Raw genomic sequence first — 24,823 nt, forward strand, 5'->3', positions numbered from 1 at the left:
CGCGAACTCGCAGGACGGTCAAGGCTTCTTGCGTCCCGAACGACTCAGCCGCCACTCCGGCGGGAAGTTCAGGTCGTTGTCCTTGACCACGTTGTTGAGCCCCTTGCCGAAGGTGCCCTCGGTGAGGTCGACCTCATTCTCCTGGTCGTTGGAGATCAGCGGCAGCATGCCCTCGACCAGGCCGGTGAGCAGGCTGCCGAAGTACTCGCCCTTGTGCTGCTTGTACAGCTCCAGGAACGTCTTCTGCACGGCGACGGTATCCGTCGGGCGGGAGCGGGCGCACGCCATCGCGTACTTCAGCGTCTCGTCCTCCAGCTTGTCGCGGGGCACCACGCTGTTGATGAAGCCGCACTCGTACATTTCCTTTGCGCTGAAAGGCCGCCCGGTGAAAAGCATTTCGGAGAACTTTCGCAGGCCCATCGTCTCGGCCCACCACCACAGGCGCGGGCCCCAGCCCACGTAGCGGAACGCCGGATGCCCGAACAGGGCGTCGTCGGAGGAGATCACCAGATCGGCGTCGCCGGCCTGGTAGAAGTGCCACCCGTAGCAGTAGCCCTTGGCCTCGACGATGCTGATCTTCCGGAGTTCCTGCAGCGGACGGTTTCCCGCGCGCGCCTTGGCGTAGAAGTCGGTGACTGTGGACAGGTATCGGTACGACCCTCCCGGCGGGTACTTGACGTCGTCGTCGTTGATCGCGAGCTCATGCAGCAGCGGCAGGCCGGGGTTCTCCAGCATCGGGCGCTGCTCGGGCAGGTCGCCACCGCTGCCGAAATCTTCGCCCTCCCCGCGGATCACGACCACCTTCACGTCGTCGTCCACGTTGCACTTGTGGATCAGATCGGCGTAGTTCTGCCGCATCCCCAACGTGGTGGCGTTCTGCGCGTCGGGCCGGTCGAAGGTGATGTAGGCGATTCGGTTCTTCTTGTCCTTCTCGAACTTGATGTACTGCTCGGCTTCCTTCTTCAACTTCTGGTAGTCGTATTCAGGCATGGGTTCTCTCCAGTTCGGCTATTTGAGCAAGGCGCCCGCGTCGACGGGCAGGGAAACGCCGGTGACATAACGAGATTCGTCAGAGGCGAGAAACAGGACGGCGTTGCTGATATCGATGGCCTCCACCCAGGGCACCGGCAGCGTGTGCGTCATCTGCGAGAACGGGGCGAAGTCGTCGGGCCCGGGATTTTCCAGATCCGGCCGGAACAGCTTGAACGTCACGTCGTTCATGGTCATCGGCGTGTTGACCTGGCTGGGGTGCACCGAGTTCACCCGAATCAGGTGCTGGCCCAGCTCGACGGCGAAGCTGCGCATCAGCCCGATGACGCCGTGCTTGGCGGCGATGTAGTGGCCGGTGTAGGCCATGGCCTTGTGCGATCCGACCGAACCGGTCAGCACGATCGAGCCGCCGCGTTCGCCGGCGATGATATGCGGCACACCGGCTTTCACGGTGTGCCACACGCCGGAGAGATTGACGTCGATCATGTCCTGCCAGACCTTCTCGCCGATCTTGTGCAGCTTGTTGCCGAAGGTGCCGATGCCCGCGTTGGCGACGATGACGTCGAGTCGGCCGAGCTGCCCCACGCCGCCATCCACCGCGGCCTTGAGCGCCTCGTAGTCGCGCACGTCGACCTCGGCGGTCACGATGCGCCGGTTCTGGGCCTTTACCAGGTCGGCGGTTTCGGCCAGATCGGCGGGGGTGGAGTGCGGGTAGGCCAGGTTGTCGATCGGCCCGCAGATGTCGACCGCGATGATGTCGGCGCCCTCCTGCGCCAGGCGCACCGCGTGGCTGCGGCCCTGCCCGCGGGCGGCGCCGCTGATGAACGCGACCTTGCCCTCGACCCGGCCGGCCATCACGCCACCACCGTGGGCAGGGTTTCCCAGCCACGCACGGTCGACGTCGGGCTGAGCTTGGCGTTGGCCAGATCGAGCTCCCACTCCGGGAACCGTTTGAGGATCTCCTCGAGGGCCACCCGGCCTTCGAGGCGGGCAAGCGCCGAGCCCAGGCAGAAGTGGGTGCCCACGCTGAACGCGAGGTGTGGGCGGGCCTCGCGATGGATGTCGAACCTGCCGGCGTCGGGCCCGAACTGGCGCTCGTCCCGGCACGCCGACCCGAGGAGCATCAGCATCACGCTGCCTTCGGGCACCGTCCGGTCATAGAGAGTGACGTCGCGGGTCACATATCGCGCCATGTGCGGAGCGGGCGGCTCGTAACGCAGCAGCTCCTCGACGGCCTGCGGGATGAGCCCCGGATTGTGCACCAGATCGCTGCGCTGGTCGGGATGCTCCGCGAGAACCTTTCCGGCCCAACCGATCAACCGCGTCGTCGTTTCGTTGCCGGCGCCGGCCACGACGTTGAGGTACACCAGTATCTCCTGTCTCGTCAGCCGTCGTGTCGTGCCGGTTTCGTCGACGAACTCGACGTTGAGCAGATCGGTCATGATGTCGTCGGACGGATGCTCGGCGCGCCAGTCGATGTAGGCCTCGAACTGCTCGCCGACGGACAAGCCCTGCTCGACGGCCTTCATCGGCTTGCCCGCCTCGGTGCGCAGCTGCGCGTTGGCGCGGTCGCGGATGTATTCCTGATCGTCCTCGGGGATGCCGAGCAGCATGCTGATGACCTTCATCGGCATGATCGCGCCCAGATCCTTGACGAAGTCGAATCGCCCCGATCCCACCAGCGGATCCAGGAGTTGCGCGCAGAAGTCGCGGATCATCGGCTCCAGCGCGTTGATCTTTCGCGGGGTGAACATTCGCGACAGCAGCTTGCGATGCACGTCGTGGATCGGCGGGTCTTCGAAGATCAGCATGCCCGACGGGATTTCGAGGTTGGCCTTGATCAGCTCCAGGATCACGCCCCGCGCGGAGCTGTAGGTGCGGTAGTCGATCACGGCCTTGTTGACATCGGCGAACCGGCTCACCGCGAAGAAGTCGTATTCCGCGTTGTAGTAGAGCGGTGCCTCGTCGCGCAACCGCTTGAACATGGGATACGGGTCGGCGATCAGCTCGACGTCGTATGGATCGAAGTATGGATCGAAGTACGGGTCGAAATGAACCTGGCTATCGGTGCCGGCCGTCACGAAATCCCTCCTGAGGTCAGGCGTCCCTTGTCCGGGCTCTTCAGGATGCCGGCGGCGATCGCGGCCAGAATCCTGTCGAGTTGTGCTGGGCTGTCGATGATCCGGTCGCCCTGGACGAATCGCAGCAGCAGGCCGTTGATGAACGTCAGCGTGATGTTGCTCAGGTCTTCGACGACCGCCGACTCCAATTCGGCGCCGCGCGGCATGAGCTGCACCAGGATCTCGCGGTGCAGTTTGGTGAAGCCGTCGGTGGCTTGCTGCAGGATCGCGGCGATCGCGGGATCGCGGGCGGCCTGCATCGTCAGCTCGTACCTGGCCTTCGTCCGGGACAACTGGGGCGCGGTGCCCGCTTGAATCACCACCTGAGCCAGCCGCGACGGCGACGGATGCTCTCCCGGCCCGCCGGCGCTGTCGGCGACGGACTGCAACGTCGCGAGGTCCAGCTCGGCCAGCCGCTCGGCGACGGCGCGCAACAGCGCCGAGCGGGTCCGGAAATAGAACGAGGTGGTGCCGTCGGGAACGGCGGCCTTGCGGTCGACCTTGAGATGGCTCAGCCCCTTGGCCCCGTCGTCGGCCAGCAGCTGAATCGCGGCATCGCACAGGTCGCGGCGGCGCTCCGCTGGATTGGGCTTGCGGCGTTTCGCCGCGGCGGGTGTGTATCGGGCCATGAGACGGACGACAATACTCTATGTTCGTAGTGTCAGTAAAGGAGTCGGTAAGGGAGTTGCCGCGCTTCGGCGAGGGCGACGCGTGCCGGACGCGACCGCGAGCTACCCTGCTTAATCCGGTTGATCTGCGAAAGGGGGCGCGATGCATAGGGCCAAGAACGCGTTGACGAGCATCGTGCTGCTCGGCGCGGTGACGTGCGGGTGCCACACCGCCCAACACCCGGCCTCGCCCGCCACGTCGACCGCCAAGACGTCGACGACGACGCAACCGCCGGCCCCGGCCGTCAACATTCAGCCGCTGCCGGTTCGGCCGGTGCGGAACTCGCAACCGAGTACGCCCGACAAGTGCCCCGCCACGAATCCGGGTGCGCCCGCGGCGCCGGACAAGGTTCTCACCACGTGTGACGTTGCCCGGACCACTCTGTACACGTTGGGGCCGGAGGCGATGCGGCTCGGGCTGACTCACGTGGACCCGCCCAAGTCGCTGACCGCGGGTTTCTATGAGGTGTTGCTGACGCTGGACCCGCCATCGGCGACCGCCTGGGCGTCGTTCACCGCCGCGAACCTGCACGACCATGTCGCCTTCACCCGTGACGATCTCGTCCTGGAAGCACCGCTGATCGAATACCAGGTCGCCTCCGGTCAGATCGCGCTGACCACGCAGACGATTCAGGCCGCGGACCAGTTGGCCCAGCTGGCGGGCCGCCCCGGGTGACCGAGCTCGCGGTCGGCCTGCTCAGCGTATTCGCGCTTCCGCCAGTGGAATTCGTGGGCATCGCGGCGGACCTGGGCTGCCGGCACATCTCGACCGTGGTGCGGGGGCGGCCGTTGCTGCCGCTCGGCTTTCCGCCGTTCTCGCTGAAGGACCCCGCGCTGCGCAGGGAGCTGCTCGCCGCGATGAGCGACCGCGGCGTGACGATCTCGCTCGGCGACGGCTTCCTGGTGCAACCCGGTGCCGACATGCGGGATTTCCGTGCCGATCTCGACGTCCTGGCCGAGCTCGGCGTTCCGCGGATCAACACGGTCAGCCTCGACCCCGATCTCGGTCGCACGTTCGACCAATGCGGCGCGCTGGCCGAATTGGCTACGCAGCGCAACATCGAGACGAACGTCGAACCGGTGCCGGGATTGACCGTCGGCGACCTGCCCACCGCGGTCGCCGCTGTGCGACACGTCGGGCGTCCCGATTTCCGGCTGTTGATCGACACCATGCATCTGGTGCGCTCGGGGGCCGGCGCCGCGGACCTTGCGGCGTTGGACCCGGAATGCATTGGCTACGCCCAACTCAGCGACACGACGCTGGAACCTCGCGTGGACAACTCCATCCACAACTACATGGAGGAGGCCATGTATGAACGCATGGTTCCCGGTGAGGGCGAACTGCCGCTACCCGACATCTTGTCCGCGCTGCCGCCCGGCGTCGTGATCGAGCTCGAAGTGCCCCGGCGGTCGCTGGCGGTGGCCGGCGTCGGTCCCTTGGACCGGCTTCGCCCGTGTGTCGATGCGGCGCGCCGTCTGCTGGCCGAAGTGTCAAGTGGGTCAACGGGTTAGCGTTCAGCTCGGCTCGCGCAGCGGAAGGCCGGCGGCGCGATAGATCGCGTCGACGACGGTCATGTTGTCTATCGCGTCCTGCGGGGTCGTCTTGATCGGTTCGCCCCGCAGCACGGCGGCGGCGAAAGCATCGAGCTGGTACGCGTAGGAGGCGCGGCGCGGGAATCGCTCCGCACGTTTCCCGTCGGGCCAGCGGACCGAGAGCCGATGGTAAATCTGGGGCATCACGGGATTGAATGCGCGTAGCTCGCCGCGGTCGCCAACCACCGTGGCACTGATCTGCAGCAGGCGCGTCGACCACAGCGAACAGTGGATGCGGCCCGTATGCCCGCCGGCAAACCGCAACTCGGCGGTCATGGCCCGGTCGACGCGAGGATCGCGCAATTTTGCTTGCGCCGAAACGACTTCCGGGGTCGAACCACCGAACGTGCGCGCCATATTCACGGCGTAGCAGCCGGCGTCCATGGTCGCGCCGCCGGCGAGCGAATAGTTGTAGCGGATGTCGGAGAACTTCGGCAGCGGGAAGCACAGGGCGGCCTCCACCCTCTCGAGCCTGCCCAGCTCCCCGGACGCGATGATCTCCTCGATCCGCAAGGTCAGCGGGTGATAGCGGTAGTGGAATGCCTCCATCACCACCCGATCCGATTTCGCGGCGAGTTCGGCAATGTCGCGGGCTTCGGCGGCGTTGGCGGTGAGTGGCTTTTCGCACAGCACGTGCTTGCCGGCGGCCAGAGCGGCGCGAGTCCACTTGCCATGCAAGCCGTTCGGCAGCGGGATGTAGATCGCGTCGAGATCGGGATCGGCGATCAGCTTGTCGTAGTCGTCGTGCACCCGGGCGATATTGTGCTTGGCCGCAAAGGCTTGCGCGCGCGACGCATCCCGCGCCGCCACGGCGGCCACCACGACGTCGGCGTTCTTCCTGGCCGGGTTGACGAGCGCCATCGGTGCGATGCGGGCGGCTCCCAGAATGCCGATCCGCAGCCGGGCCCCACGATCAGACCGATCAGACACGAATCCGACGCTAGCACTTGGCCATATCCGCCGCGCGGCATCGCCGAAACCGACGTTAGCGTGCGGCTCACTCGCAGTTTTCCACGCCATCGTCGATCTCGGCGGCAGCGTCAGCGACGCGCGAATGCGGGCGCGTGCTCGGGACGGACCCCGACGCCGACGAAGTACGCGGGCACCACCGACAGCCACGGCAGCCGCTGCATCAGGCCCAGCAGCGCGTCCGGCGGGGTGGGGTCCGCGCCGCGAAGCAGCGGGCCGAGCAGCGCCCGCTGCAACATCATTTGCACCGCCTGGGTCACCACCGTGGGAAAGACGCGGCGCCGCCGGACGGCGGCCAGGTCGCGATCTGTGACCCGGTGCCGCCGCAGCGGTTCGGCCAATATCGTGGCGGCCGCGACGGCGTCTTGAACCGCCAGATTGATGCCGACACCGCCCAGCGGAGACATCGCATGCGCCGCGTCGCCGATGCACAGCAGCCCGTCGGTGTGCCAGCGGCGCAACCGATTCACGTGGACGTCGAGGTGTTTGACGTCGTCCATCGAAGTGAGCGCCGCCACCGACTGGTCCGCATCGGGCAGCAGCGCGCCAATGTCGCGCCGGAAGGCCTCGATGCCGCGCGCGCGCAACTGCGCGTCGGCCCCCTTGGGCCCGAGGTAGGCAATCTGGTCGTAGCCTTTGCGCGGGATCATGACGAGGGCCTTACCCGGGGCCAGGCGAGGCAAGAAGGTGAATTTCTCGTCGCCGTCCCGCGGCAATCTGAACCACCACACGTCGAAGTTCACCGGGAATTCTCGGGTTTCCAGTCCGGCCTCACGCCGCGCGATCGACCACCGACCGTCGCACGCCACCGTCAACTCGGCCCGCAGTTCACCCGGGCCGTCGGGCCCGTCGTAACGCACTCCGGTGACCTTGGCGCCTTCCCGCAGCAACCCGGTGACCTCGGTGTTCATCCGCAGCGTGAAGCTCGGCTCGGCCTGGGCGGCCTCGGCGAGCAGGTTCAGCAGGTCCCATTGCGGCACCATGGCGATGAAGGGATGGGGCTGGCGCAACCGCTCGAAGTCGACGTACGTCACCGAGCGGCCATTCGAGTCGATCCGGGCCTTGCGGACCTCGCTATAGCCCAACTGCGAGAAGCGTTCCCACAGGCCCAGCTCGTCGAGCAGCCGAAGCGTGGTCGGGTGCACTGTGTCGCCGCGGAAGTCGCGCAGGAAGTCGCCGTGCTTCTCCAGCAGGGTGACGTCCACACCAGCCCGAGCCAATAACAGCCCGAGGACCATCCCGGCCGGGCCGCCCCCGATAACCGCGCACGTGGTTCTGTCGACCATCAGCGCTCAGCGTACGTGGTGGTCTCAGCCGAGCAGTTGCGTGTCGATCTCGAAAACCGAGACGGGATCCAGGATCACGCCGGTTTCCTCGACGTAGCGGTCCCACAGCTCGAGGAGTTCGGCCAGCTTGTCCGGCCGGGACGCCGCCAGGTCGACGATCTCACCGGGGTCGGCCGACAGGTCGTAGAGCTGCCAGGCGCCCGGGCCGTACGGGGCGGGCAGATGCAGCGCCTTCCAGTCACCCTGGCGGATGGCGCGGCGGCCGAACAATTCCCACCCGGTGCCGGCGGCGGCGGCGTGTACCGCCTCGGCGGCGCCCGACAGGTACGGGACCAGGGACTCACCGCGCATGGGTTCGACCCGACGGCCGCGGTAGGCGGTGCCGGGATGCGCGGTGCCCGCGAGTTCGAGCACGGTCGGGGCGATGTCCATCACCGTCGCGAAGGCCGTGCCGATCTGGCCCTGCCGTTGGAAGCCGGGCCAGGTGATGAACCCGACCACCCGGATCCCGCCCTCGGTGGTGAACGCCTTGTGCAGCCGCGACGGCGCGGTGGCGGCCTGGGCCCAGCGCGGCCCGTACCAGATGTAGGAGGTGGGCCGGCCGAGGTTGTCGAGGCTGTTGTCGTAGTACTGCTCGATCTGCGCGGCGATCCGGGGCCCATGCAGCGGCATCGCCTCGACGATCGCGCCCTCGGCGCCGTTGTCGGACAAGAAGATCACCACCGTGTTGTCGAGCTCACCGGTGCCGGACAGGTAGTCGATCACCCGGCCGATGTTCCAATCCATCCGGTCCACCATCCCCGCGTAGACCTCCATGCTGCGGGCCGACCGCGCGCGCTCGTCGTCGCTCATGTCGGCCCACTCCGGGGCGCCGTCAGCGACGACGGGGTGCGCGGCGACATCGGGCGGGCACAGGCCGAGCCGCTCGAGCGCCGCCAGGCGCGCCTCGCGCAGGGCGTCCGGCCCGGCGTCGTAGCGGCCGCGATAGGCCGCGACGGACTCGTCGGGCGCCTGCAGCGGCCAGTGCGGCGCCTGGAAGGGCAGGTAGGCGAAGAACGGTCTGTCGTCATCGGCGGATCGCTCGCGGAGGTAGCGCAGCAGGGTGTCGGCGTAGAAGTCCGAGGAGTAGAAGTCGTCGCCGACCGTGACGAAGTGGTCATCCTCGGTGTAAAGCCTTGGCGCGGGCGGGAACCCGCCTGCGGCGGGGCCGTAGTGGCTGGCGCCGGCGGGCAACAACGCGAACGACCGCTCGAATCCGCGGGCCCACGGCGAGGTCTCGATCGTGTCGCCCAGGTGCCACTTGCCCGACATGAGCGTCAGGTAACCGGCGTCGCGCAGCAGCTCGGGCAGCGCCACCACCCGATCGTTCAGGTGGCCCTCGTAGCCGGGTGCGCCCCGAAATCCGGGGATCGCGACCTCCAGCATCGTCCCGATGCCGGCGATGTGGTGGTCCGTTCCGGTCAACAGCATCGCCCGGGTGGGCGAGCAGGCCGGCGCCGAATGAAAGTCGGTGAGCCGGATCCCGGCGTGGGCGAGCCGGTCGAGGTTGGGCGTGTTGATTTCACCGCCGAAGGCACCGATGTCGGAGAACCCCAGATCGTCCGCCACGATCACCAGGAAGTTGGGCCGCGTCACGGTGAAGCATCCTGTCATGAACGGCTCAGAATTCGAAGCGGTTCAGCAGGTCGTACGTGCGGCCGGGAGTCGCCCACGTCAACGCGTAAATCAACCGCACCGGAGTCGATTTGATCTTTGTGTAGCCGGTCAGCGCCGGCGATTGTTCGAGGAATCGCAGCTTGGGGTTCCACGTCTCGATCTCGCGCGCGTCGCGGATGCCCCACTTGATGATGCCCCTGGTGAAGACCTTCGACAGCTTGGGCGCCAACGCCGAGAGCGTGTCGAAGTGCAGTTCCCCGTGGGTGAATCGGTCGGTCAAACGGTCCAGCAACTGCCGGACCTCGCTTTCGGTCAGGTACATCAGCAGGCCCTCGGCGACGACGAGTGTGGGACGACCGGTCGGGATCTCGTCGAGCCACCCCGGATCGGTGACCGACGAGCCGATCATCCGGTACCCCTCGGTGTCGTCGTACAACCGGCGGCGCAGCTCGATGACGCTCGGCTGATCGACGTCGAACCACAGCACCGACGGCGGCACGCCGATCCGGAATGCGCGGCCGTCGAGCCCGCAGCCCAGGTGCAGCACCACCGCGTCGGGATGGCGCGCCAGGAAATCGGCGGCCCAGTCGTCGAGCTGCTTGGCGCGCAACGCGACCAGGTACTGGTTGGACGCCGGCAGCGAGGACCGATGTATCCGTTTGAAGTCGTAGTCGATGCGGTCCACCGCCTCCGCGGCGGCGCGGTCGCCCAGAATCGGGTGCTGCGAACGGCTTTCATACGCCCGCAGGTACAGGGTTACCAGGTTCGTCCACTCAACCGAGCCCCAGCGGACGGAATTGAAATCGACCTTGGCCGTCGTCATGCTCCCCCTCCTGCACGAGTGTTCAGAATGCGTCGGGATCCCGCTGCACTTCGACCGGCACCGGGTGCCGGTACAAACGCGAGGCGTTCTCCCAGGTGAACTTGCGGATCGCATCCTGCGGCAGGTCGCCGATCTCTTCGTGGATCGTCTGCTGAGTGTGCGGCCAGGTCGAGTCGCAATGCGGATAATCGGCTTCCAGCATGATGTTGTCCACACCGATCCGGTCGCGCTGCACGAAAGACGACTTGTCCTCCACCGCGCAGAACCAGAAGTTGCGGGTGAAAACCTCTGCGGGAGTGAGGCTTTCACCGAGCGCCTGCCAGGTGCCGTACATCGCGTGATAGCTGAGCATGTGATCGAGGCGGTCGAGCAGCCCCGCGACCCAGCCGATTCCGCCTTCCGACAAACAGATCTTGAGATCCGGAAACCTGCTGGGCAGGCCGGAGTACAACCAGTCGACCGCCGCCGAGATGGCATAGGCGAAGAACAGCACGCCCTGCACGTCCGGCGGCGCGTCGTCGGTGGTCGACGGCGACGAGCCCGAGGAACCGATGTGCAGGTTCACCACGGTGCCGGTTTCGGCGCACGCCGCCATCATCGGATCCCAGTGGCCCGAATGGATACTGGGCAGTCCGAGCATCGCGGGATTCTCGCTGAACGTCACCGCATGAAACCCGCGCTCGGCGTTCTCGTAGATCATCCGGGCGCCCAGCTCCGGATCCAGCAGCCACGGCAGCTGGCAGGGGATGATCCGGTCGGGATACGACCCCGCCCACACCTCGAGGTGCCAGTCGTTCCAGGCCCGGACGGAGGCCAGCGCCAGGTCACGATCCTTGGTCAGCTGCTGCAGCCGCTGGCCGGCGAAGCCGGGCAGGAACGAGGGAAAGTTGAGCGAGGCGTAGATGCCGTTGAGATCCATGTCTTTGACGCGTTCGTGAATGTCCCACGCGCCCTTGCGCATCTCGTCGAACCGGACCGGCTCGAAGCCGTACTCCGCCACCGGCCGTCCCACCACGGCGTTGAAACCGACGTTGGGCAGTACCTGCCCGTCGTAGACCCAGGTCTGTCCGCCGTTGTCGGTGTCGACGACCTTCGGCGCGCGGTCCGCGAGCCTGCGGGGCAGGCGCCCGGTGAAGGTGTCCGGCGGCTCGACGATGTGGTCGTCCGCCGAGATCACCGTGTAGCGCCGTGGCGCCCGGGGCGGGTCCGGAAGGAACGTGACGGAGCGGTCCGCGCCCGTCTTGGCGGTGGTGAAGTTCGGGTTCGCGGCCAACTCGTCGATGGATTTCATGATTCACCTGAGCACGTCGGGATCGGCCTTGATGGTCATCCGGGCCGCGCCCGCCCAGTACACGTCGGCGGCCCGCTCGATCAGCGACCGCTGCATGCCCGCCATGTCCGCCCAGTTCATCTTCACCGGTTCCTTGCCGGTGAGCATGACGTCGTGGGCCAGCTTGCACACCCGCTCGATCGACGCCGCGCGGTAGACGGCCTGGGCCAGGTTGGTGCCGGTCGCGATGACGCCGTGGTTGGCCAGGATCGTCAGGTTCGCGCCGCCGATCCGGGTGGCCAGCTCCGCCGCGCGCGAGGGGCCGTCGATTTCGCCGTCGTAGGTGTCGATCAGGCACAGGTCGTCCAGGAACAGCGACCCGGTCTGGTGCACCAGGTCGGGCAGCCTGCCGAGCGCGGCGAGCACACAGACGTAGTGGGGGTGGTTGTGGATGACCACGCGGGCGTCTTCGCGGACGCGGTGCAGTTCGGTGTGGATGTGGATCGCCGGCGTCACGTCCCAACGGCCCCGCACCACCCGCGCGTCGCTGTCCACCACGCAGATGTCCGAGGCGGTGAGCTCCTGCCACCACAGCCCCCACGGGTTGACGAGCATGTCGGTCTGCCCGTCGGGCTGCCAGGTGATGTGTCCGGCCATGTTCTCGGCGAACCCGATGCCGGCCAGGTGGCGGAAGGCCACCGCGAGCGCCTGCTCGTCGGACAGGTCCGGGATCGGGGGCACCACCGACGGCGCCCACACCTCCAGGCCGCCGGGTCGTGCGTCACGAGCGTTCATGATCGGTCTCCATCCTTGCTCGGATATCTTGGCGGAGCTCGCCTTTGGCGATCTTTCCCCCGGACGACCGGGGCAGCTCGTCGACAACGATGAGCCGCTCGGGCAGCAGTTCCTTGGAAACCCCCAGCGCCAGCAGGTGACTGACGAGTTCGGGCAACTCGATGGCCCGCGAGTCGGTGAGTTCGGCGTAGAGGCAGACCTTTTCGCCGAACACCGGATCGGGCATGGCGACCGCGGCCGCCAGCGCGATCGCGGGGTGCGTCATCACCGCGTCCTCGACCTGGGCGGCGCTGATGTTCTTGCCCCCGCGCAGGATGAAGTCGGATGTTCGGCCGGTGACGCTCAGATAGCCGTCGGCGTCGATCTCGGCGATGTCGCCCATGCGCATCCATCCGTCGCTGGTGAACAGCTTGTCGTGGTCGGCGCCGCGGAGATAGCCGAGGCTGGTCGCGGGGCCGCGGCAGGCGGGTTGGCCTCGCCCCGTGTCGGTGACGTCGTCGTCGCCGTCGAAGAGTCGAACCGCCATCTCGGGGACGATCCGGCCGCAGGTGCGGAGCCGGCGTTGCAGCGGGTCGTCCAGCGTGGTCCCGCTGAGCAGCCCGGTCTCGTTGGAGCCGTAGAACTGCAGGATCCTTGCGCCGGTGAGTTGCTCGAACTCGGCGGCGGGCCGGTACGGTAACGCCTCGCCGCCGGCGAACACCACCCGCAGCGTGCTGAGGTCGTAATCCCGGCACGCGGCGTCGGCCATCAGCATCGTCAATTGCGTGCTGACACAACATAATACGGTGACCCGGTGCCGGGCTATTGCCTCACACGCCGCCTTCGCCGTGAAACGGTCCAGGATCACCGCGGTGGCACCGAGGTAGATCGGGGTGCTGTGGCTGGTCCATATCCCGAAGCCGAAAGGCATCGGGATGACCGGCAGGAAGACGTCGTCCGACGTCAGGTGCCCGTTGGCCACGGCCTTCTGGTGAAAGTAGTACCAGCGATTCTGGGTGTGCACGACGCACTTGGGCAGGCCGGTGGTCCCGGACGTGGAGTTGATCAGGAAGACGTCGTCGGAGCCGAGCGCGGATTCGGGTGGCAGGGGTTTGGGCTCGACATCGACGTTCAGGCGCGGGGCGCCGGCGGGGTGACCGAGGACCATCGCCTCGACCGAGGACTGCGCCGCGGCCTGCGTCGCGACAGCGCGGCGCTGGTCGTCGCTGATCAGGACCTTGGGTCGCGCGTCGCGCAGGATCGCGGCGGCCTCGCGGGCGCCGGCGCGCGCGCCGATGCCGACGACGACGGCACCGCAGCGTTCGATCGCCACGAACAGCACGTGGATAGCGGCGGAGTCGCCGTGCCACACCGCGACCCGATCGCCTCGCGCTATGCCGACGCCGGCGAGTTGTTCAGCGAGAGTGGTTGCCGCGCCGTCGAACTCGCGCCACGTCAACGAGAGGCCGGGGTGGTCGACATAGGCGGGGTGGTGCGGCGCCCGGACGGCGTTGCGGCGTACCGCGTCCGACAGCGTCGAGTCGGACCACCAGCCGGCCGCACGAAACCGGGCCCGGTCCTCGTCGGTGAATGCCGGCGAGCCCACGGTATCCAGCCCGCCGGCGCTCATCCCCAAATCATAGGAAGGCGCACGCCGTCGCCCGCGGTGAGGACGGGTTTTGGGATCGGTAGCGGCATCACAGGTTTTCACTTGCGTGCAAGGAGGAAGCCTGGAATGAAAACGAAGGTCGTGGTCCTGTTGTCCGGGGCTCTGATCGCGATGCTGCTGCTGTCGCGCTATTTCGCACTGAGCCGGGCGGGCATGCCGCTGGGATGGATGCTGTATCTCGGGTTGCCCATCACCGCGGTCGGCGTTCTGTTCGCGCTGCGGCTGATCAACCTCGGCGCGGGCTGGGGCACCACGGGCGACCACCTCGAGCACAGGCCCCTCCACGCTTCCGAGCGCCTGAAGGAGCTTCAGGCCCTGCGCGACAATGGCGCGATCTCGGACATGGAATACAGCGCGCGGCGCCTGCAGATCATCTCCGAGATGTGACCCCACGTCACGGTTGCGTTTCTCGCCGGAGCTGTGACCTGGCCGGCGACGAGTTATCCACAGTCAGCGCTTTATCCACAGATTGCGCGATTGGCGATGTCGATTCGCACAGGTGTTCGATAGATTGGGGGCATGGGTGCGGGCAGTCGTGAGGAGATCGTCGAGGCCTTCGGCGCGCTCGACACCGCCCTGGACCGCCTGGGCGAGTTGTCCTTTGAGGTGTTGACCACCCCGGAACGACTGCGGGCCCTCGAACTGCTCGAATCGGCGGCGCGGCGGCTGCGCGCCCCGCAACACACCTTGATCAACCAGATCGGCGCCCACGCCTGCGCCGAAGAGCTGGGCGGCACCCTGCGCACCGCGCTGGCCGAGCGGCTGCGCATCACCCGGGCCGAGGCCGGGCGGCGCATCGACGACGCCGACGACCTGGGTGAGCGCCGCGCGCTGACCGGCGAACCGTTGGCGCCGCGGTTGGCCGCGACCGCCACCGCCCAACGCGCGGGCCTCATCGGCGACGGGCACGTGCGCGTGATCCGCGGCTTCTTTGCCCACCTGCCCGCCGAGGTGGATTTGTCTATCCGGGAGGCCGCCGACGCGGATTTGGCCAAGCACGCCGCCCACTACCGCCCCGATGAGTTGGCCCGCTACGCGCAGCGGATCATGGACTGGCTGCACCCGGATGGCGACTTCAGCGACACCGAGCGGGCCCGCAAGCGCGGCATCAGTTTGGGCGCCCAGGAATTCGACGGCATGTCGCGGATCAGCGGCATGATCACCCCCGAGCTGCGGGCCGCGATCGAGGCCATGTTGGCCAAGCTGGCCGCCCCCGGCGCCTGCAACCCCGACGACCAGACCCCGATCGTGGATGCGGCCCCGGATGAGGAGGCGGTGCGCCGCGATCACCGCACCGCAGCCCAGCGCAACCACGACGCGTTGCTGGCCGCCCTGCGTGGCTTGTTCGCCTCCGGAAAGTTGGGGCGGCACAACGGGTTGCCGGTGTCGATCATCGCGATGGCCACGCTGCGGGAGTTGGAGGCCGCCACCGGCAAGGCGCTGACCGCCGGCGGCACCCTGGTGCCGATGGCGGATGTGATCCGCTGGGCCGGCCACGCCCACCACTACCTGGCGCTGTTCGATGGCGCCAAGCCGCTGGCGCTGTATCACACCAGGCGGTTGGCCTCCCCCGCGCAGCGCATCATGCTGTACGCCAAGGATCGCGGGTGCAGCAGGCCGGGTTGTGATGCCCCGGCCTATCACAGCCAGGTCCATCACGTAACAGGATGGACGAACACGCGGCGCACCGACATCACCGACCTCACCCTGGCCTGCGGCCCGGACAACAGGTTGGTCGAGAAGGGCTGGACCACCCGCACCAACACAAGAGGCGAAACCGAATGGATACCGCCGCCGCATCTCGACCGAGGCCAGCCCAGAACAAACAGCTTCCACCACCCCGAACGATTCCTGCGCGGCCAAGACGACGACGAACCCCATTGACGCTTAGTCGGCCGCCCTACCCGTGCAGCGCGTCCTCGACCACCACGCTGTAGCTCGTCCCGCGCGCCGGGCGCGCCCACAGCACGCCGCCCTGGGCGCTGATTCCTGCGGCGATCAGCTCACGTTTGAGGATCTTGTTGGTCGCCGTGGCCGGGAGGTCGTCGTTGATGCGCACGTAGCGCGGCCACGCCTTCGGCGACAGGTCCGGTTGCGCGGCCAGGAACTGCTCGAGATCGGCTGGCCGCAAATCCATCCCGCGGCGAATCACGAGCGCGGCCATCACCTGGTCGCCGACGTGCTCGTCGGGCACGGCGTAGACGGCGACCTGCCCGACCTGCGGCAGCCGCTCCAGGATCCGTTCGATCGGCGCCGCCGCCAGGTTTTCGCCGTCCACCCGCATCCAGTCGGCGGTGCGACCGGCAAGGTAGATCCAGCCGTCGGCGTCGCGGTAGGCCAGGTCGCCCGACCAGTACATGCCGTGCCGCATGCGCTGCGCCGTGGCGGCGGGATCGTTGTAGTAGCCCGCGAACGGCCCGGCGCCCTGGGTGTTCACGAGTTCGCCGACGGCCTCGTCGAGGTTGGTCAATGCGCCGTGTTCGTCGAACTGCGCGATGGCGCACTCCGTCAGCGTGGCCGGGTTATAGATGCTCACCCCGGGGTACGGCTTGCCGATGGAGCCGGGCGGGGTGCCGTCCTCCCGGACGACGATCACCGCGAACTCGCTCGAGCCGAAGCTGTCGACCACGCGGCAGCCGAAACGCCTTGCGAATTCGGCGATGTCGCGATCGGTCGCCTCGTTGCCGAACGCCATCCGCAGCGTCGTATTGGCGTCGTCGGGGCGCTCCGGGGTGCCGAGGATCAGCGCCAGCGGCTTGCCGACGTAGTTCCAATACGTGACGCCGTAGCGGCGGACGTCGTCGAGGAACCGTGTCGGCGAGAACCGGGCCGGGGCCATGGTGGCGCCGCTGCCGATGGCGACCGCCCATCCGGCGGCGACCCCGTTGGAGTGAAACAGCGGCATCGACAGGTAGCAGACGTCGGCGGCGGTGACGTCGTACTGAAAGATCAGGCTGGCGCCGCACATGATCGCCATCCCGTGCGCGAACCGGACCGCCTTCGGATCGCCGCTGGTGCCGGAGGTGAAGATCATCATCAGCGTGTCCGCGGCACCGACCTCGCGGTGGGCCACCAGCGGTGGCGCCGCGGCGACCGCGTCGGCGTAGCGCCCCCCGGTCACGTCGAGCACCTCGAGGCCGCCGAGGTCCAGGCCGTCGAGCAGCCGTCGGTGCTCGGGATCGACGAGAAGGATCTGGCAGTCGGATCGCCGGACGTCGGCGAGCAGCCCCGCTCCGCGCCGGGTGGTGTTGATGCCGCACAACACGTAGCCGCCGAGCGCCGCGGCGGCCATCGCCCGAAGCATCTCCGGTGAGTTGCCCAGCAGCGCCCCGACGTGCAGCGGGCGCGCCGGGTCGGCGACGGCGATCAGCGCCGCCGCCTCGGCCTCCGCCTCGGCCAGATGCTCTCGCCACGTCCAGGTCCGGTCACCGTGGACGAGCGCCCGGGTGTCGTCGTGCCTGCGCTGCCGCAGCAGCTGCTGGACTGTCTCGATCATCTGGTGGTCAGCACCAGCCCGGCGTAGTCGTTGCGGGCCACCTCGTCGCACTGGCACCGGTAGTTGCCGAATCCCCCTGTGTAGGGCATGAATACGCGTTTCTTGCCTTCGATGTTGGCACCCAGATACCACGAAGACGCCGCCTTGGGGAACAGGGTCTGCTCGGCGGCCTGGGCGACGTGGTCGGTCCAGGCGCGCGCGGCGTCGCGGCGCGGCTCGACCTCGCTCAGCCCGCGGCGCCGGGCGGTCAGCACCAGGTTGACGGCCCAGTCGACCTGAACTTCCGCGTGCAGCACCATGTTCGACAGCACCGACGGGCTGCCGGGTCCGCTGATGGTGAACAGGTTCGGTAGGCCCGGCACCATCAGGCCGAGGAACGTCAGCGGGCCGTCGGCCCAGATGTCGCGCAGCCGCTCTCCCCCGGGCCCGACCGGATCGATGCGGGTCAGCGCCCCGGTCATCGCGTCGAACCCGGTCGCGAAGATCAGCACGTCGCAGCGATAGAAAGCGTCGCTCGTTCGTATTCCGTCGGCGGTGATCGCTTCGATGGGCTCGCGGCGCAGGTTCACCAGCCGGACGTTGTCGCGGTTGAAGGCCGCGTAGTAGCCGCTGTCGGTGCAGATGCGTTTGGTGCCGATCGGATGATCGACCGGGATGAGGTCGGTCGCGACGACGGGGTCGGTGACGATCTCCCGGATCCGGTCCTCGGCGAACGTCCGCGCGATGTCGTTGGCCGCCGGGTCGACATTCTGGTCGGGGAAGGTCTTGCCGAACAGGACGCCGCCCTGGCGCCAGCGCTGCCATAGCGCCGCCGCGCGCTCCGCCGGATCGGTGTCGACGGCGTTCTTGTGGTAGGTGCCGTGCGGCGTGCCCGCCGGCGCGTAAGCCGCGACCCGCCGGCGCTCGGGATATTCCTCGCGGATCCGCTGCTGCTCCGCCTTGGACCACGGGCGGTTGGGCATCGGGATGCTGTAGTTCGCCGATCGCTGGAACACGACGAGCCTTTCGGCTTGCTCGGCGACGATCGGGGCCACCTGGATCCCGGACGAACCCGTGCCGATCAGGCCGACGTGTTTCCCGCGCAAGTCGGGATCGTCGCGCGGCCAGGCGGCGGTGAAGTACGTGTCCCCGGCGAAATCGTCGATGCCGGGGATGTCGGGGCGGTTGACCGCCGACAGGCATCCCGTCGCGCACACGAGAAACGGCGCGGCGTAGTCCTGACCGGCAGCGGTGCGCACCAGCCAGCGGCCTTGGTCGAAGGCGGCGCCGACGACGTCGACGCCGAATCGGTAGTGGCGGCGCAGGTCGAAGCGGTCGGCGACGTGGCGCAGATAGGCCAGGATCTCCGGTTGCGCGGCGAATCGTTCGCTCCAGGTCCAGCTCTGCTGCAGCTCCTCGTCGAACGAGTAGGAGTAGTCGACGCTTTCGACGTCGCAGCGCGCGCCGGGATAGCGGTTCCAATACCACGTGCCGCCCACGTCGGGGGCCGCCTCGAGGGCGGTGACCGACAGGCCTGCCGACGCGAGCCGGTGCACCGCGTAGAGCCCAGCGAATCCGGCGCCGACGACGATGGCATCCGTCACCTCGGTCATTTCGGCCGGCTCCCACGGTGATTCGGCGCCAGCAGGCGGCGCAGGTCACCGCACACCAGGTCGCGCGCCGATGCCCCGGGTGCGAAGCCCTGGATCGTCACGAAGCCGTGGAACAACCCGGGAAAGTCCCGGTGCACGACGGGCACGCCCGCGTCGCGCAACCGCCGGGCGTAATCGCAGCCCTCGCTGTGCAGGGGGTCCAGGCCGGCGGTCACGATCACGGCGGGCGGCAGGCCCGCATGGGATTCCGCGCGGGCCGGGGCAACGAGGTGGGGCGGGCCGAAATCACCTGCACCGCGTAGGTATTGGTGCCAGTACCATTGCATCGCGGCGCGGGTGTTGAAGTAGCCGGTGCCGTAGCGGCGGTAGCTGTCCGTCTCGAACGAGTAATCCAGCGCCGGATACAGCAGGACCTGCGCGGCGGGCCGGGCGACTCCATGCTCGCGGCACAGTACCGCGGTGACCGCGGCGAGGTTCCCGCCGGCGCTGTCGCCGGCGACGGCGATCCGCCCCGGGTCGACCTCCAGCTCGGCCGCGTGTTCGGCCACCCAGCAGAAGGCCGCGAACGCGTCGAGAGCCGCCGCGGGCGCGGGGTGTTCCGGCGCGAGGCGGTAGTCCACCGACACCACCACGGCCTCGCAGCCTCGGGCCAGGGCGCGGCAGAACCCGTCGTGGGATTCGATGTTGCAGAAGACAAATCCGCCGCCGTGGGTGAACACGATCCCTGGGCGATCGTGTGACGGCTCGCCGTGCGGGTGGTAGATCCGCACCGGGATCGGTCCGGCGGGGCCCGGGATCGAGCGGTCGACGGCTTCGCGAACGTCGTCGAGATTGTCGACGGGAACCCGCCGTTCGGCCACCGCGGCGCGGGCCTGCGGGCCGGTCATTTCCTCGACGCGCGGGAATCCGGCGTTCAGTTGGTCCAACATCGCGCGCACGCCGTCGTCCATGTGCAGCGCGCCGGTCATGCGGGGCGGTATTTCAGTAGGGTGACCCCGGCGTCGGGCATGTCGAAAAACACCGGGCTGACGGGCATTCCGATCCGGATGTCGCCCGGATCGACGTCGACCAATTCGGTGCTGATCCGTGGTCCGGCATCCCACTGCACCACCGCGAGGAGCTGCGGCACCGCGTCGGCCCAGGGCGGGCCGGTGGGCCGGCGAGCGACGGTGAAGGTGTAGAGCACCCCGGCACCGTCGATCTCGCGCCACTCCAGATCGTCGGCGAGCATTCCCGGCGCAAGGGTGCGCGGATAGAACACGTAACGGCCCAGCGAGGGCGAGTACTGCACCAGGATCCGGTGCTGCGCCAGGGCATCCCAGAAGGGCCGCGACACCGGGGTGGGCTCGGGAACCGGGAGCGCTTCGGCCGGAGTCTCGGTCATGGCTAGTCTCCCCGCATCAGCAACGCGACCTGCTCGCTCATGATCCCACCGTTGCCGGTGACGAACGCGGTGTGGCAGTCGGGCACCTGCGCGTCGCCCGCCCGCCCCATGATCTGGCGGGCGCCGTCGACGACGTGGTGCATGCCGCCCGCCATCCCGGCCTGGCCGTAAGACAGTTGACCGCCCGCGGTGTTGAGCGGAAAGTCGCCGCGGAAGGTCAGGTCGTGCTCGGTGATCCAGGACATGCCCTTTCCCTTCGCGCAGAACCCGGCGTCCTCCAGGGTCATCAGCACGGTGATCGTGTAGCAGTCGTAGATCGAGGCGACATCCACCTCGGATCGGCTGAGCCCGGACATCGCGAACGCCCTGTCGGCGGCGCGCGCGATCGGCGTGCACAGCAGGTCGTCGGCATAGGTCGGGGTCTTGAAGGCGATGTGTTCGCCGAAGCCGGTTATCCACACCGGACGATGGCGGCCGCGCCGCGCGATGTCCGCATTGGCGATCAACACGCCGACTCCCCCATGCACGCGCATCACCGTCTCGAGCATGTGGATCGGGTCGGCAATCATCGGGCTCGCGAGGACGTCGTCGACGGTGATCGGCGTCCCGTGGAAAACCGCGCCCGGATGCGCGCACGCGTTGGCGCGCTGGTCGACCGCGATCTTGGCGACCGCGGCCGCGTCGTAACCGAACTGCGCAGCGTACCGCTGCGCGATCTGCGCATAGGGCGCATTCTGGCCCACGTTGCCATACGGGATCTCGAATTCCGCCTGCGGCGACCCGTACGTGTTCGACGACGCCCCATACCAATTCGGGGCGGGCGGCGGGCCCTTCCGCGACCGCGGCACCGACGCCGAGCCGGGCACCACCGCCAGTACCGCGTCGCACACGCCGAGTTCCACCGCGGCCGCCGCGCGCCACACCATGCCCGCGGACGTCGCCCCGCCCAGGTCGACGCGCTCACCGAAATCCAAGGCCAGGCCCAGGTATTCGCACAGGGTGGCCGGCGCGAACATCGCCGATTCAGCCACGCCGTGGGTGAGCAGGCCGTTGATGCGGCCGGGATCGACCCCGGCGTCCTCGACGACCATCTTGGCCAACCGGGCGTACTGGTCGAGGGTGAACCTCGGCGGCCCGCTCGGGCGGCGTTCGCCGGGCAGCTCGGCGATGCCGACGATGGCCGCCTCGCCGCGCAGCCCCGTCACGGCGCCGCCCCGCGCCGGGGAAGCTCGACCGTCGCCGTTCCCGGCATCAGCACGGTGTCGTCGCGGCGGCCGCTGATGTCGAGATCGACCAGCCCGCCGCCGCTTTCGGTGAGGCGCTTGCCCGTCACCGTCCCGCCGAAGCTGAGCCGTTGGCCCGGGTGGGCGACCGCGCGGTTCTGCACCGCGAAGGACACCAGCCGGCCGCGCCCGCCGATCCAGTCGCCGATCGCCCGGGCCAGCAGCGCCGCCTGCAGCGGGCCGTGCACCAACACGTCGTCGTAGCCTTCGACCGTGCGGGCCCAGTCCTTGTCGTAGTGGATGCGGTGGCCGTTGTAGGTGGCGGCACTGAAGAAGAACAGCTGCGTTTCGTCGACGGTCACCGTGAGCGTGGGAATCTGTTCGCCCACGCCGACGTCTTCGAAATAAATTTGGTAAAACACTTGCTGACCGGTCATCGCGCTCCTAGGGCCGGGCGATCATCGAGGTCGACGCTTCGGCAACCAGGTCGCGGTGCTGGTTGCGGTACACCGTGTGCCAGCTGACCAGGACGAATCTCCCGGAGCGGCCGTGCTTTTCGACGATCGACTCGATGGTGCGGACCATCTCGATCTCGTCGCGATGATAGGCCGGCAGGTGAAAGGTGAAGCGCTCCCCGCCGGCCATCCGCTTGGGGGCGCGGGGAAACGCGAGGCCGCCCGAAACAGCACCGGAGGACCCGTCGGGCCGCAGCGCATCGAGGCGGGTGACGCCGAGCACCGCGTACTGCAGGAACAGCGGTGGGCAGACGATGTCGCGAAAGCCGTTGGCCCGGGCGTAATCCGGGTCGAAGTAGAGCGGGTTGTGGTCACCGACGGCGGCCGCCCACCGCTGCCAGTCGCGCCGGTTCACCTCGCCGGTCGCCGACGCCGCGACAGTGCCCACCCGCGACGCCGATTCCGCGTCGATCAGGCTGTCCTCGCTCACCGGGGCTCCCTCATGGTTTCCTCCAACCAGGACGCGGCGACGTCGGCGCCGCCGCCGAGTGTGGAGCCTAGCCTTGCCCGTTCGCTCCACAGGTGCAGGTCCGTCTCGGTCACGTAGCCGATCCCGCCGTGCAGTTGATGCGCGTCCAGGGTTATCAGCCTGGCCGCGGTCGCCGCGTGCATGCGCGCGATGGCCGTCTCCCTGGTCGCCGTGTGACCGCGGGCGATCCGGAAGACCGCCGAGTGCGCGGCCAACCGCGCCGCGGACAACGCGATGTGCATGTTGGCGACGAGGTGCTGGGCCGCCTGAAAGGATGCGATCGGCCGGCCGAACTGGTGGCGCAGCTTGGTGTATTCGACCGTGCGGTCCAACACGGCCTCCCCGACGCCGACCAGGTCGAGCGACCCCAGCGCCACCGCCGCATTGGCGACCCGGCGCAGGTCGGAATCGGCGACGTCGCCCAGCAGCCCACCGGCCTCGGCGACGACGTCGTCGAAGCGCACGGTGAACGCCCGGTGCCCACCCGCCATCGCCAGCGGTTGCATGGTCACCCCGGCCGCGCGAGCGTCGACGACGAAGACCAGCGTGCGCTCGGCCGCGCCGGCCGACACCACGATCAGGTCGGCGACGTCCGCGTCGGCGACGTAGTCCGCGGCTCCGTTCAGGCGCCACCCGGTCGACACGGAATCGGCTTGCAGCACACCGGAAACGACGGCCGCGTCGCGCGCGCTCCACAGCGCCGTGGTACCGCGAACGTTGCCGCCCGCCAGCGTGGGCAGCCACGCGGACTTGGCGTCCGGCGAGCCCAGCTGGTCGATCGCCAGGGCGGCCGCGAGGGTGCTGTGCACCGTCGTCGGGCACAGCGCGCGCCCGGCCTCGGTGTAGAAGACGGCGAGGTCGTCGAGCGAGCCGCCGGAGCCGCCGTATTGTTCGGCGATGGCGAGGCCGAACACGCCGGCGTCGGCCAGCGCCTTCCACAGCGCCGGGGTGCTGCGATCGCCACCGCGTGCCAGGGCCACCGGGTTCTCCGCCGACAGCAGCGCGCGCAACGCCGAGGCGAACTCGCGCCGCTCTACCGTGGGCCTAACGTCCATACGAGGGCATTCCGTGGCCGCGCTGGGCGATGATGTCGCGCAGCACCTCGTTGGCCCCTCCCCCGAAGCGCATCAACGGCGCGGCCCGATACAGCCGCTCGAATTTGCCCGCCAGGGGCGCGTTTTCGCTGCGATGCGCCAACAGGCCGTCGGGCCCGAGCACGTCGAGCGCGAGATCGGCGATGCGCTGGCGCAATTCGCTGGTGAACACCTTCTCGACGCTGACCTCCACGGTCGGTATTACGCCGCCGTCGAGCAGCGACGCCGCCTCGTAACCCATCAGCGTGGCGACCTCGACGTCGGCCTCGGCCTGCGTCAGGCGGCGGCGCAGGGCCGCGTCGTCCCACGGCACGGTGCCGTCGCGCCTCGGCTGTCGCGCGAGCTCGGCCAGGTCGTCCACGGCGCGCCGCAGGTCGCCGGCGTTGGTCAGCGCGCCACGCTCCAGGTCCAGCGCACCGGTGATGTAGGTCCAGCCGCGGTTGACCTCGCCCACCAGGTTGGCGAGCGGCACCCGGACGTCGCGGAAGTGCACCTCGTTGGTGCGGTAACCAGACCACGCGTACAGCGGGCGGATCTCCACGCCGGGACTGTCGATCGGGACGATGATCACCGAGATCCCGCGGTGGCGAGCGCTGTCGGGATCGGTGCGGACGCACAGCCACTCGTGGGTGGCGCGCTGCGCCCCGCTGTTCCAGATCTTGGTTCCGTTGATCACCCATTCCCGGCCGTCGCGCACGGCGCGGGTCCGCAGGTTCGCCAGGTCGGTTCCGGCCTCGGGCTCGGAATAGCCGACGGCGCAGATCATTTCGCCCCTGGCGATCAGCGGCAGCCAGTCGGTCTTGTTCTGCTCGGTGCCGTGCCGCATGATCATCGGCGCCACCGATGTCACCGTCAGGTCCGGGCCGGGCACACCCCAGTATTCGAACTCGCTCATCAGCAGGTGCTGATACACGGCACCGAGGCCCCCCTTGCCAGCAAGGCCGCCGTACTCGCGCGGCCAGTTCAGCCCGAACCAGCCCCTCTCCCCGATCTTGCGGCGAAACCGCGCCACCTCGCCGTCGGGAAGCTCCAGATCGTGCCGGGCCAGCTCGGCCCGCAACTCCGCGGTGACGTTGTCCCGGAGGAATTCGCGAACCTCGGTCAGCCAGGCGCATTGTCCGGCATCGAGTTCGAAATCCATTCCGGCCTACCCTTTCCGTCCCGGCCGCGCCAGCGTAACGCCGCTGCGAAATTCCGCCCGCCGATGCGCACTGACGTTACGCTCGGCGCCG

General features: G+C 68.5%; 24 protein-coding genes. 4 read left to right on the forward strand and 20 right to left on the reverse strand.

Features of this window, described 5'->3' with window-relative positions:
- Positions 1-18: 18 nt before the first annotated feature.
- The 4 genes from OQ968_RS10795 to OQ968_RS10810 are packed head-to-tail and all read right to left on the reverse strand — an operon-like array spanning position 19 to position 3,739.
- On the reverse strand, positions 19-990 hold the full coding sequence (locus OQ968_RS10795) for an enoyl-CoA hydratase/isomerase family protein (RefSeq protein ID WP_324677527.1): 972 nt from the start codon (positions 988-990) through the stop codon (positions 19-21).
- Positions 991-1,008: 18 nt separating this feature from the next.
- A complete protein-coding gene (locus OQ968_RS10800) occupies positions 1,009-1,845 on the reverse strand; it encodes a mycofactocin-coupled SDR family oxidoreductase (RefSeq protein ID WP_324677992.1) in 837 nt (278 codons plus the stop codon).
- Positions 1,845-3,071, reverse strand: coding sequence for a cytochrome P450 (locus OQ968_RS10805; protein WP_324677529.1), 1,227 nt, complete (start codon positions 3,069-3,071; stop codon positions 1,845-1,847). Before OQ968_RS10805 ends, OQ968_RS10800 begins: the two co-directional genes overlap by 1 nt.
- A complete protein-coding gene (locus OQ968_RS10810; RefSeq protein WP_324677531.1) occupies positions 3,068-3,739 on the reverse strand; it encodes a TetR/AcrR family transcriptional regulator in 672 nt (223 codons plus the stop codon). Before OQ968_RS10810 ends, OQ968_RS10805 begins: the two co-directional genes overlap by 4 nt.
- A 142-nt stretch (positions 3,740-3,881) precedes the next feature.
- On the opposite strand from OQ968_RS10810, the gene OQ968_RS10815 reads away from it, so the two are divergent.
- The gene (locus OQ968_RS10815) at positions 3,882-4,454 is read left to right on the forward strand and encodes a preprotein translocase subunit SecD (protein ID WP_324677533.1); all 573 of its coding nucleotides are present in this window, start codon (positions 3,882-3,884) and stop codon (positions 4,452-4,454) included.
- Complete coding sequence (locus OQ968_RS10820; protein ID WP_324677535.1) at positions 4,451-5,290, forward strand: sugar phosphate isomerase/epimerase family protein; 840 nt, start codon at positions 4,451-4,453, stop codon at positions 5,288-5,290. The genes OQ968_RS10815 and OQ968_RS10820 overlap by 4 nt, the downstream gene beginning before the upstream one ends.
- Before the next feature lie 3 nt (positions 5,291-5,293).
- On the opposite strand, the gene OQ968_RS10825 is transcribed toward OQ968_RS10820, so the two are convergent.
- From OQ968_RS10825 to OQ968_RS10855, 7 genes are all read right to left on the reverse strand, one after another.
- Complete coding sequence (locus OQ968_RS10825) at positions 5,294-6,271, reverse strand: Gfo/Idh/MocA family protein (RefSeq protein WP_420715894.1); 978 nt, start codon at positions 6,269-6,271, stop codon at positions 5,294-5,296.
- A 140-nt stretch (positions 6,272-6,411) separates the two neighbouring features.
- Positions 6,412-7,626, reverse strand: a complete 1,215-nt coding sequence (locus tag OQ968_RS10830; RefSeq protein WP_324677536.1) for an FAD-dependent oxidoreductase — start codon at positions 7,624-7,626, stop codon at positions 6,412-6,414.
- Between the two features lie 24 nt (positions 7,627-7,650).
- A complete protein-coding gene (locus tag OQ968_RS10835; protein ID WP_324677538.1) occupies positions 7,651-9,261 on the reverse strand; it encodes an arylsulfatase in 1,611 nt (536 codons plus the stop codon).
- A gap of 25 nt (positions 9,262-9,286) precedes the next feature.
- Positions 9,287-10,105 (reverse strand): class I SAM-dependent methyltransferase, encoded by an 819-nt coding sequence (locus OQ968_RS10840; RefSeq protein ID WP_324677540.1) that lies wholly within the window; start codon positions 10,103-10,105, stop codon positions 9,287-9,289.
- A 22-nt stretch (positions 10,106-10,127) separates the two neighbouring features.
- Complete coding sequence (locus OQ968_RS10845; RefSeq protein ID WP_324677542.1) at positions 10,128-11,396, reverse strand: amidohydrolase family protein; 1,269 nt, start codon at positions 11,394-11,396, stop codon at positions 10,128-10,130.
- A gap of 3 nt (positions 11,397-11,399) precedes the next feature.
- Complete coding sequence (locus OQ968_RS10850) at positions 11,400-12,170, reverse strand: class II aldolase/adducin family protein (protein ID WP_324677544.1); 771 nt, start codon at positions 12,168-12,170, stop codon at positions 11,400-11,402.
- A complete protein-coding gene (locus tag OQ968_RS10855; RefSeq protein WP_324677546.1) occupies positions 12,157-13,779 on the reverse strand; it encodes a class I adenylate-forming enzyme family protein in 1,623 nt (540 codons plus the stop codon). The genes OQ968_RS10850 and OQ968_RS10855 overlap by 14 nt, the downstream gene beginning before the upstream one ends.
- Before the next feature lie 105 nt (positions 13,780-13,884).
- On the opposite strand from OQ968_RS10855, the gene OQ968_RS10860 reads away from it, so the two are divergent.
- Both OQ968_RS10860 and OQ968_RS10865 read left to right on the forward strand, forming a co-directional pair.
- A complete protein-coding gene (locus tag OQ968_RS10860) occupies positions 13,885-14,205 on the forward strand; it encodes a hypothetical protein (RefSeq protein WP_324677548.1) in 321 nt (106 codons plus the stop codon).
- A 132-nt stretch (positions 14,206-14,337) separates the two neighbouring features.
- The gene (locus OQ968_RS10865; protein ID WP_324677550.1) at positions 14,338-15,702 is read left to right on the forward strand and encodes an HNH endonuclease signature motif containing protein; all 1,365 of its coding nucleotides are present in this window, start codon (positions 14,338-14,340) and stop codon (positions 15,700-15,702) included.
- A gap of 16 nt (positions 15,703-15,718) precedes the next feature.
- Here the strand turns inward: OQ968_RS10865 and fadD1 are convergent, their stop codons facing one another.
- Genes fadD1 through OQ968_RS10910 form a run of 9 tightly spaced genes read right to left on the reverse strand, consistent with a single transcriptional unit; the run spans position 15,719 to position 24,732 of the window.
- Positions 15,719-17,314: a fatty-acid--CoA ligase FadD1 gene (gene fadD1 / locus OQ968_RS10870; protein WP_324677552.1), complete on the reverse strand. Its 1,596-nt coding sequence runs from the start codon at positions 17,312-17,314 to the stop codon at positions 15,719-15,721.
- A complete protein-coding gene (locus OQ968_RS10875) occupies positions 17,311-18,906 on the reverse strand; it encodes an NAD(P)/FAD-dependent oxidoreductase (protein ID WP_324677554.1) in 1,596 nt (531 codons plus the stop codon). Before OQ968_RS10875 ends, fadD1 begins: the two co-directional genes overlap by 4 nt.
- A complete protein-coding gene (locus OQ968_RS10880) occupies positions 18,903-19,874 on the reverse strand; it encodes an alpha/beta hydrolase (protein WP_324677556.1) in 972 nt (323 codons plus the stop codon). Before OQ968_RS10880 ends, OQ968_RS10875 begins: the two co-directional genes overlap by 4 nt.
- Complete coding sequence (locus OQ968_RS10885) at positions 19,871-20,290, reverse strand: Zn-ribbon domain-containing OB-fold protein (RefSeq protein ID WP_324677558.1); 420 nt, start codon at positions 20,288-20,290, stop codon at positions 19,871-19,873. The genes OQ968_RS10880 and OQ968_RS10885 overlap by 4 nt, the downstream gene beginning before the upstream one ends.
- A gap of 2 nt (positions 20,291-20,292) precedes the next feature.
- Complete coding sequence (locus OQ968_RS10890; protein WP_324677560.1) at positions 20,293-21,495, reverse strand: thiolase family protein; 1,203 nt, start codon at positions 21,493-21,495, stop codon at positions 20,293-20,295.
- Positions 21,492-21,950 (reverse strand): MaoC family dehydratase, encoded by a 459-nt coding sequence (locus tag OQ968_RS10895; protein WP_324677562.1) that lies wholly within the window; start codon positions 21,948-21,950, stop codon positions 21,492-21,494. Before OQ968_RS10895 ends, OQ968_RS10890 begins: the two co-directional genes overlap by 4 nt.
- 7 nt (positions 21,951-21,957) lie before the next feature.
- Positions 21,958-22,458, reverse strand: coding sequence for a MaoC family dehydratase (locus OQ968_RS10900; RefSeq protein ID WP_324677564.1), 501 nt, complete (start codon positions 22,456-22,458; stop codon positions 21,958-21,960).
- Complete coding sequence (locus tag OQ968_RS10905) at positions 22,455-23,552, reverse strand: acyl-CoA dehydrogenase family protein (protein ID WP_324677566.1); 1,098 nt, start codon at positions 23,550-23,552, stop codon at positions 22,455-22,457. Before OQ968_RS10905 ends, OQ968_RS10900 begins: the two co-directional genes overlap by 4 nt.
- Positions 23,542-24,732, reverse strand: a complete 1,191-nt coding sequence (locus OQ968_RS10910) for an acyl-CoA dehydrogenase family protein (protein WP_324677568.1) — start codon at positions 24,730-24,732, stop codon at positions 23,542-23,544. Before OQ968_RS10910 ends, OQ968_RS10905 begins: the two co-directional genes overlap by 11 nt.
- Positions 24,733-24,823: the final 91 nt, after the last annotated feature.

The organism is Mycobacterium sp. 663a-19, from assembly GCF_035616495.1.
In the GTDB taxonomy this organism is placed as follows: Bacteria; Actinomycetota; Actinomycetes; order Mycobacteriales; family Mycobacteriaceae; genus Mycobacterium.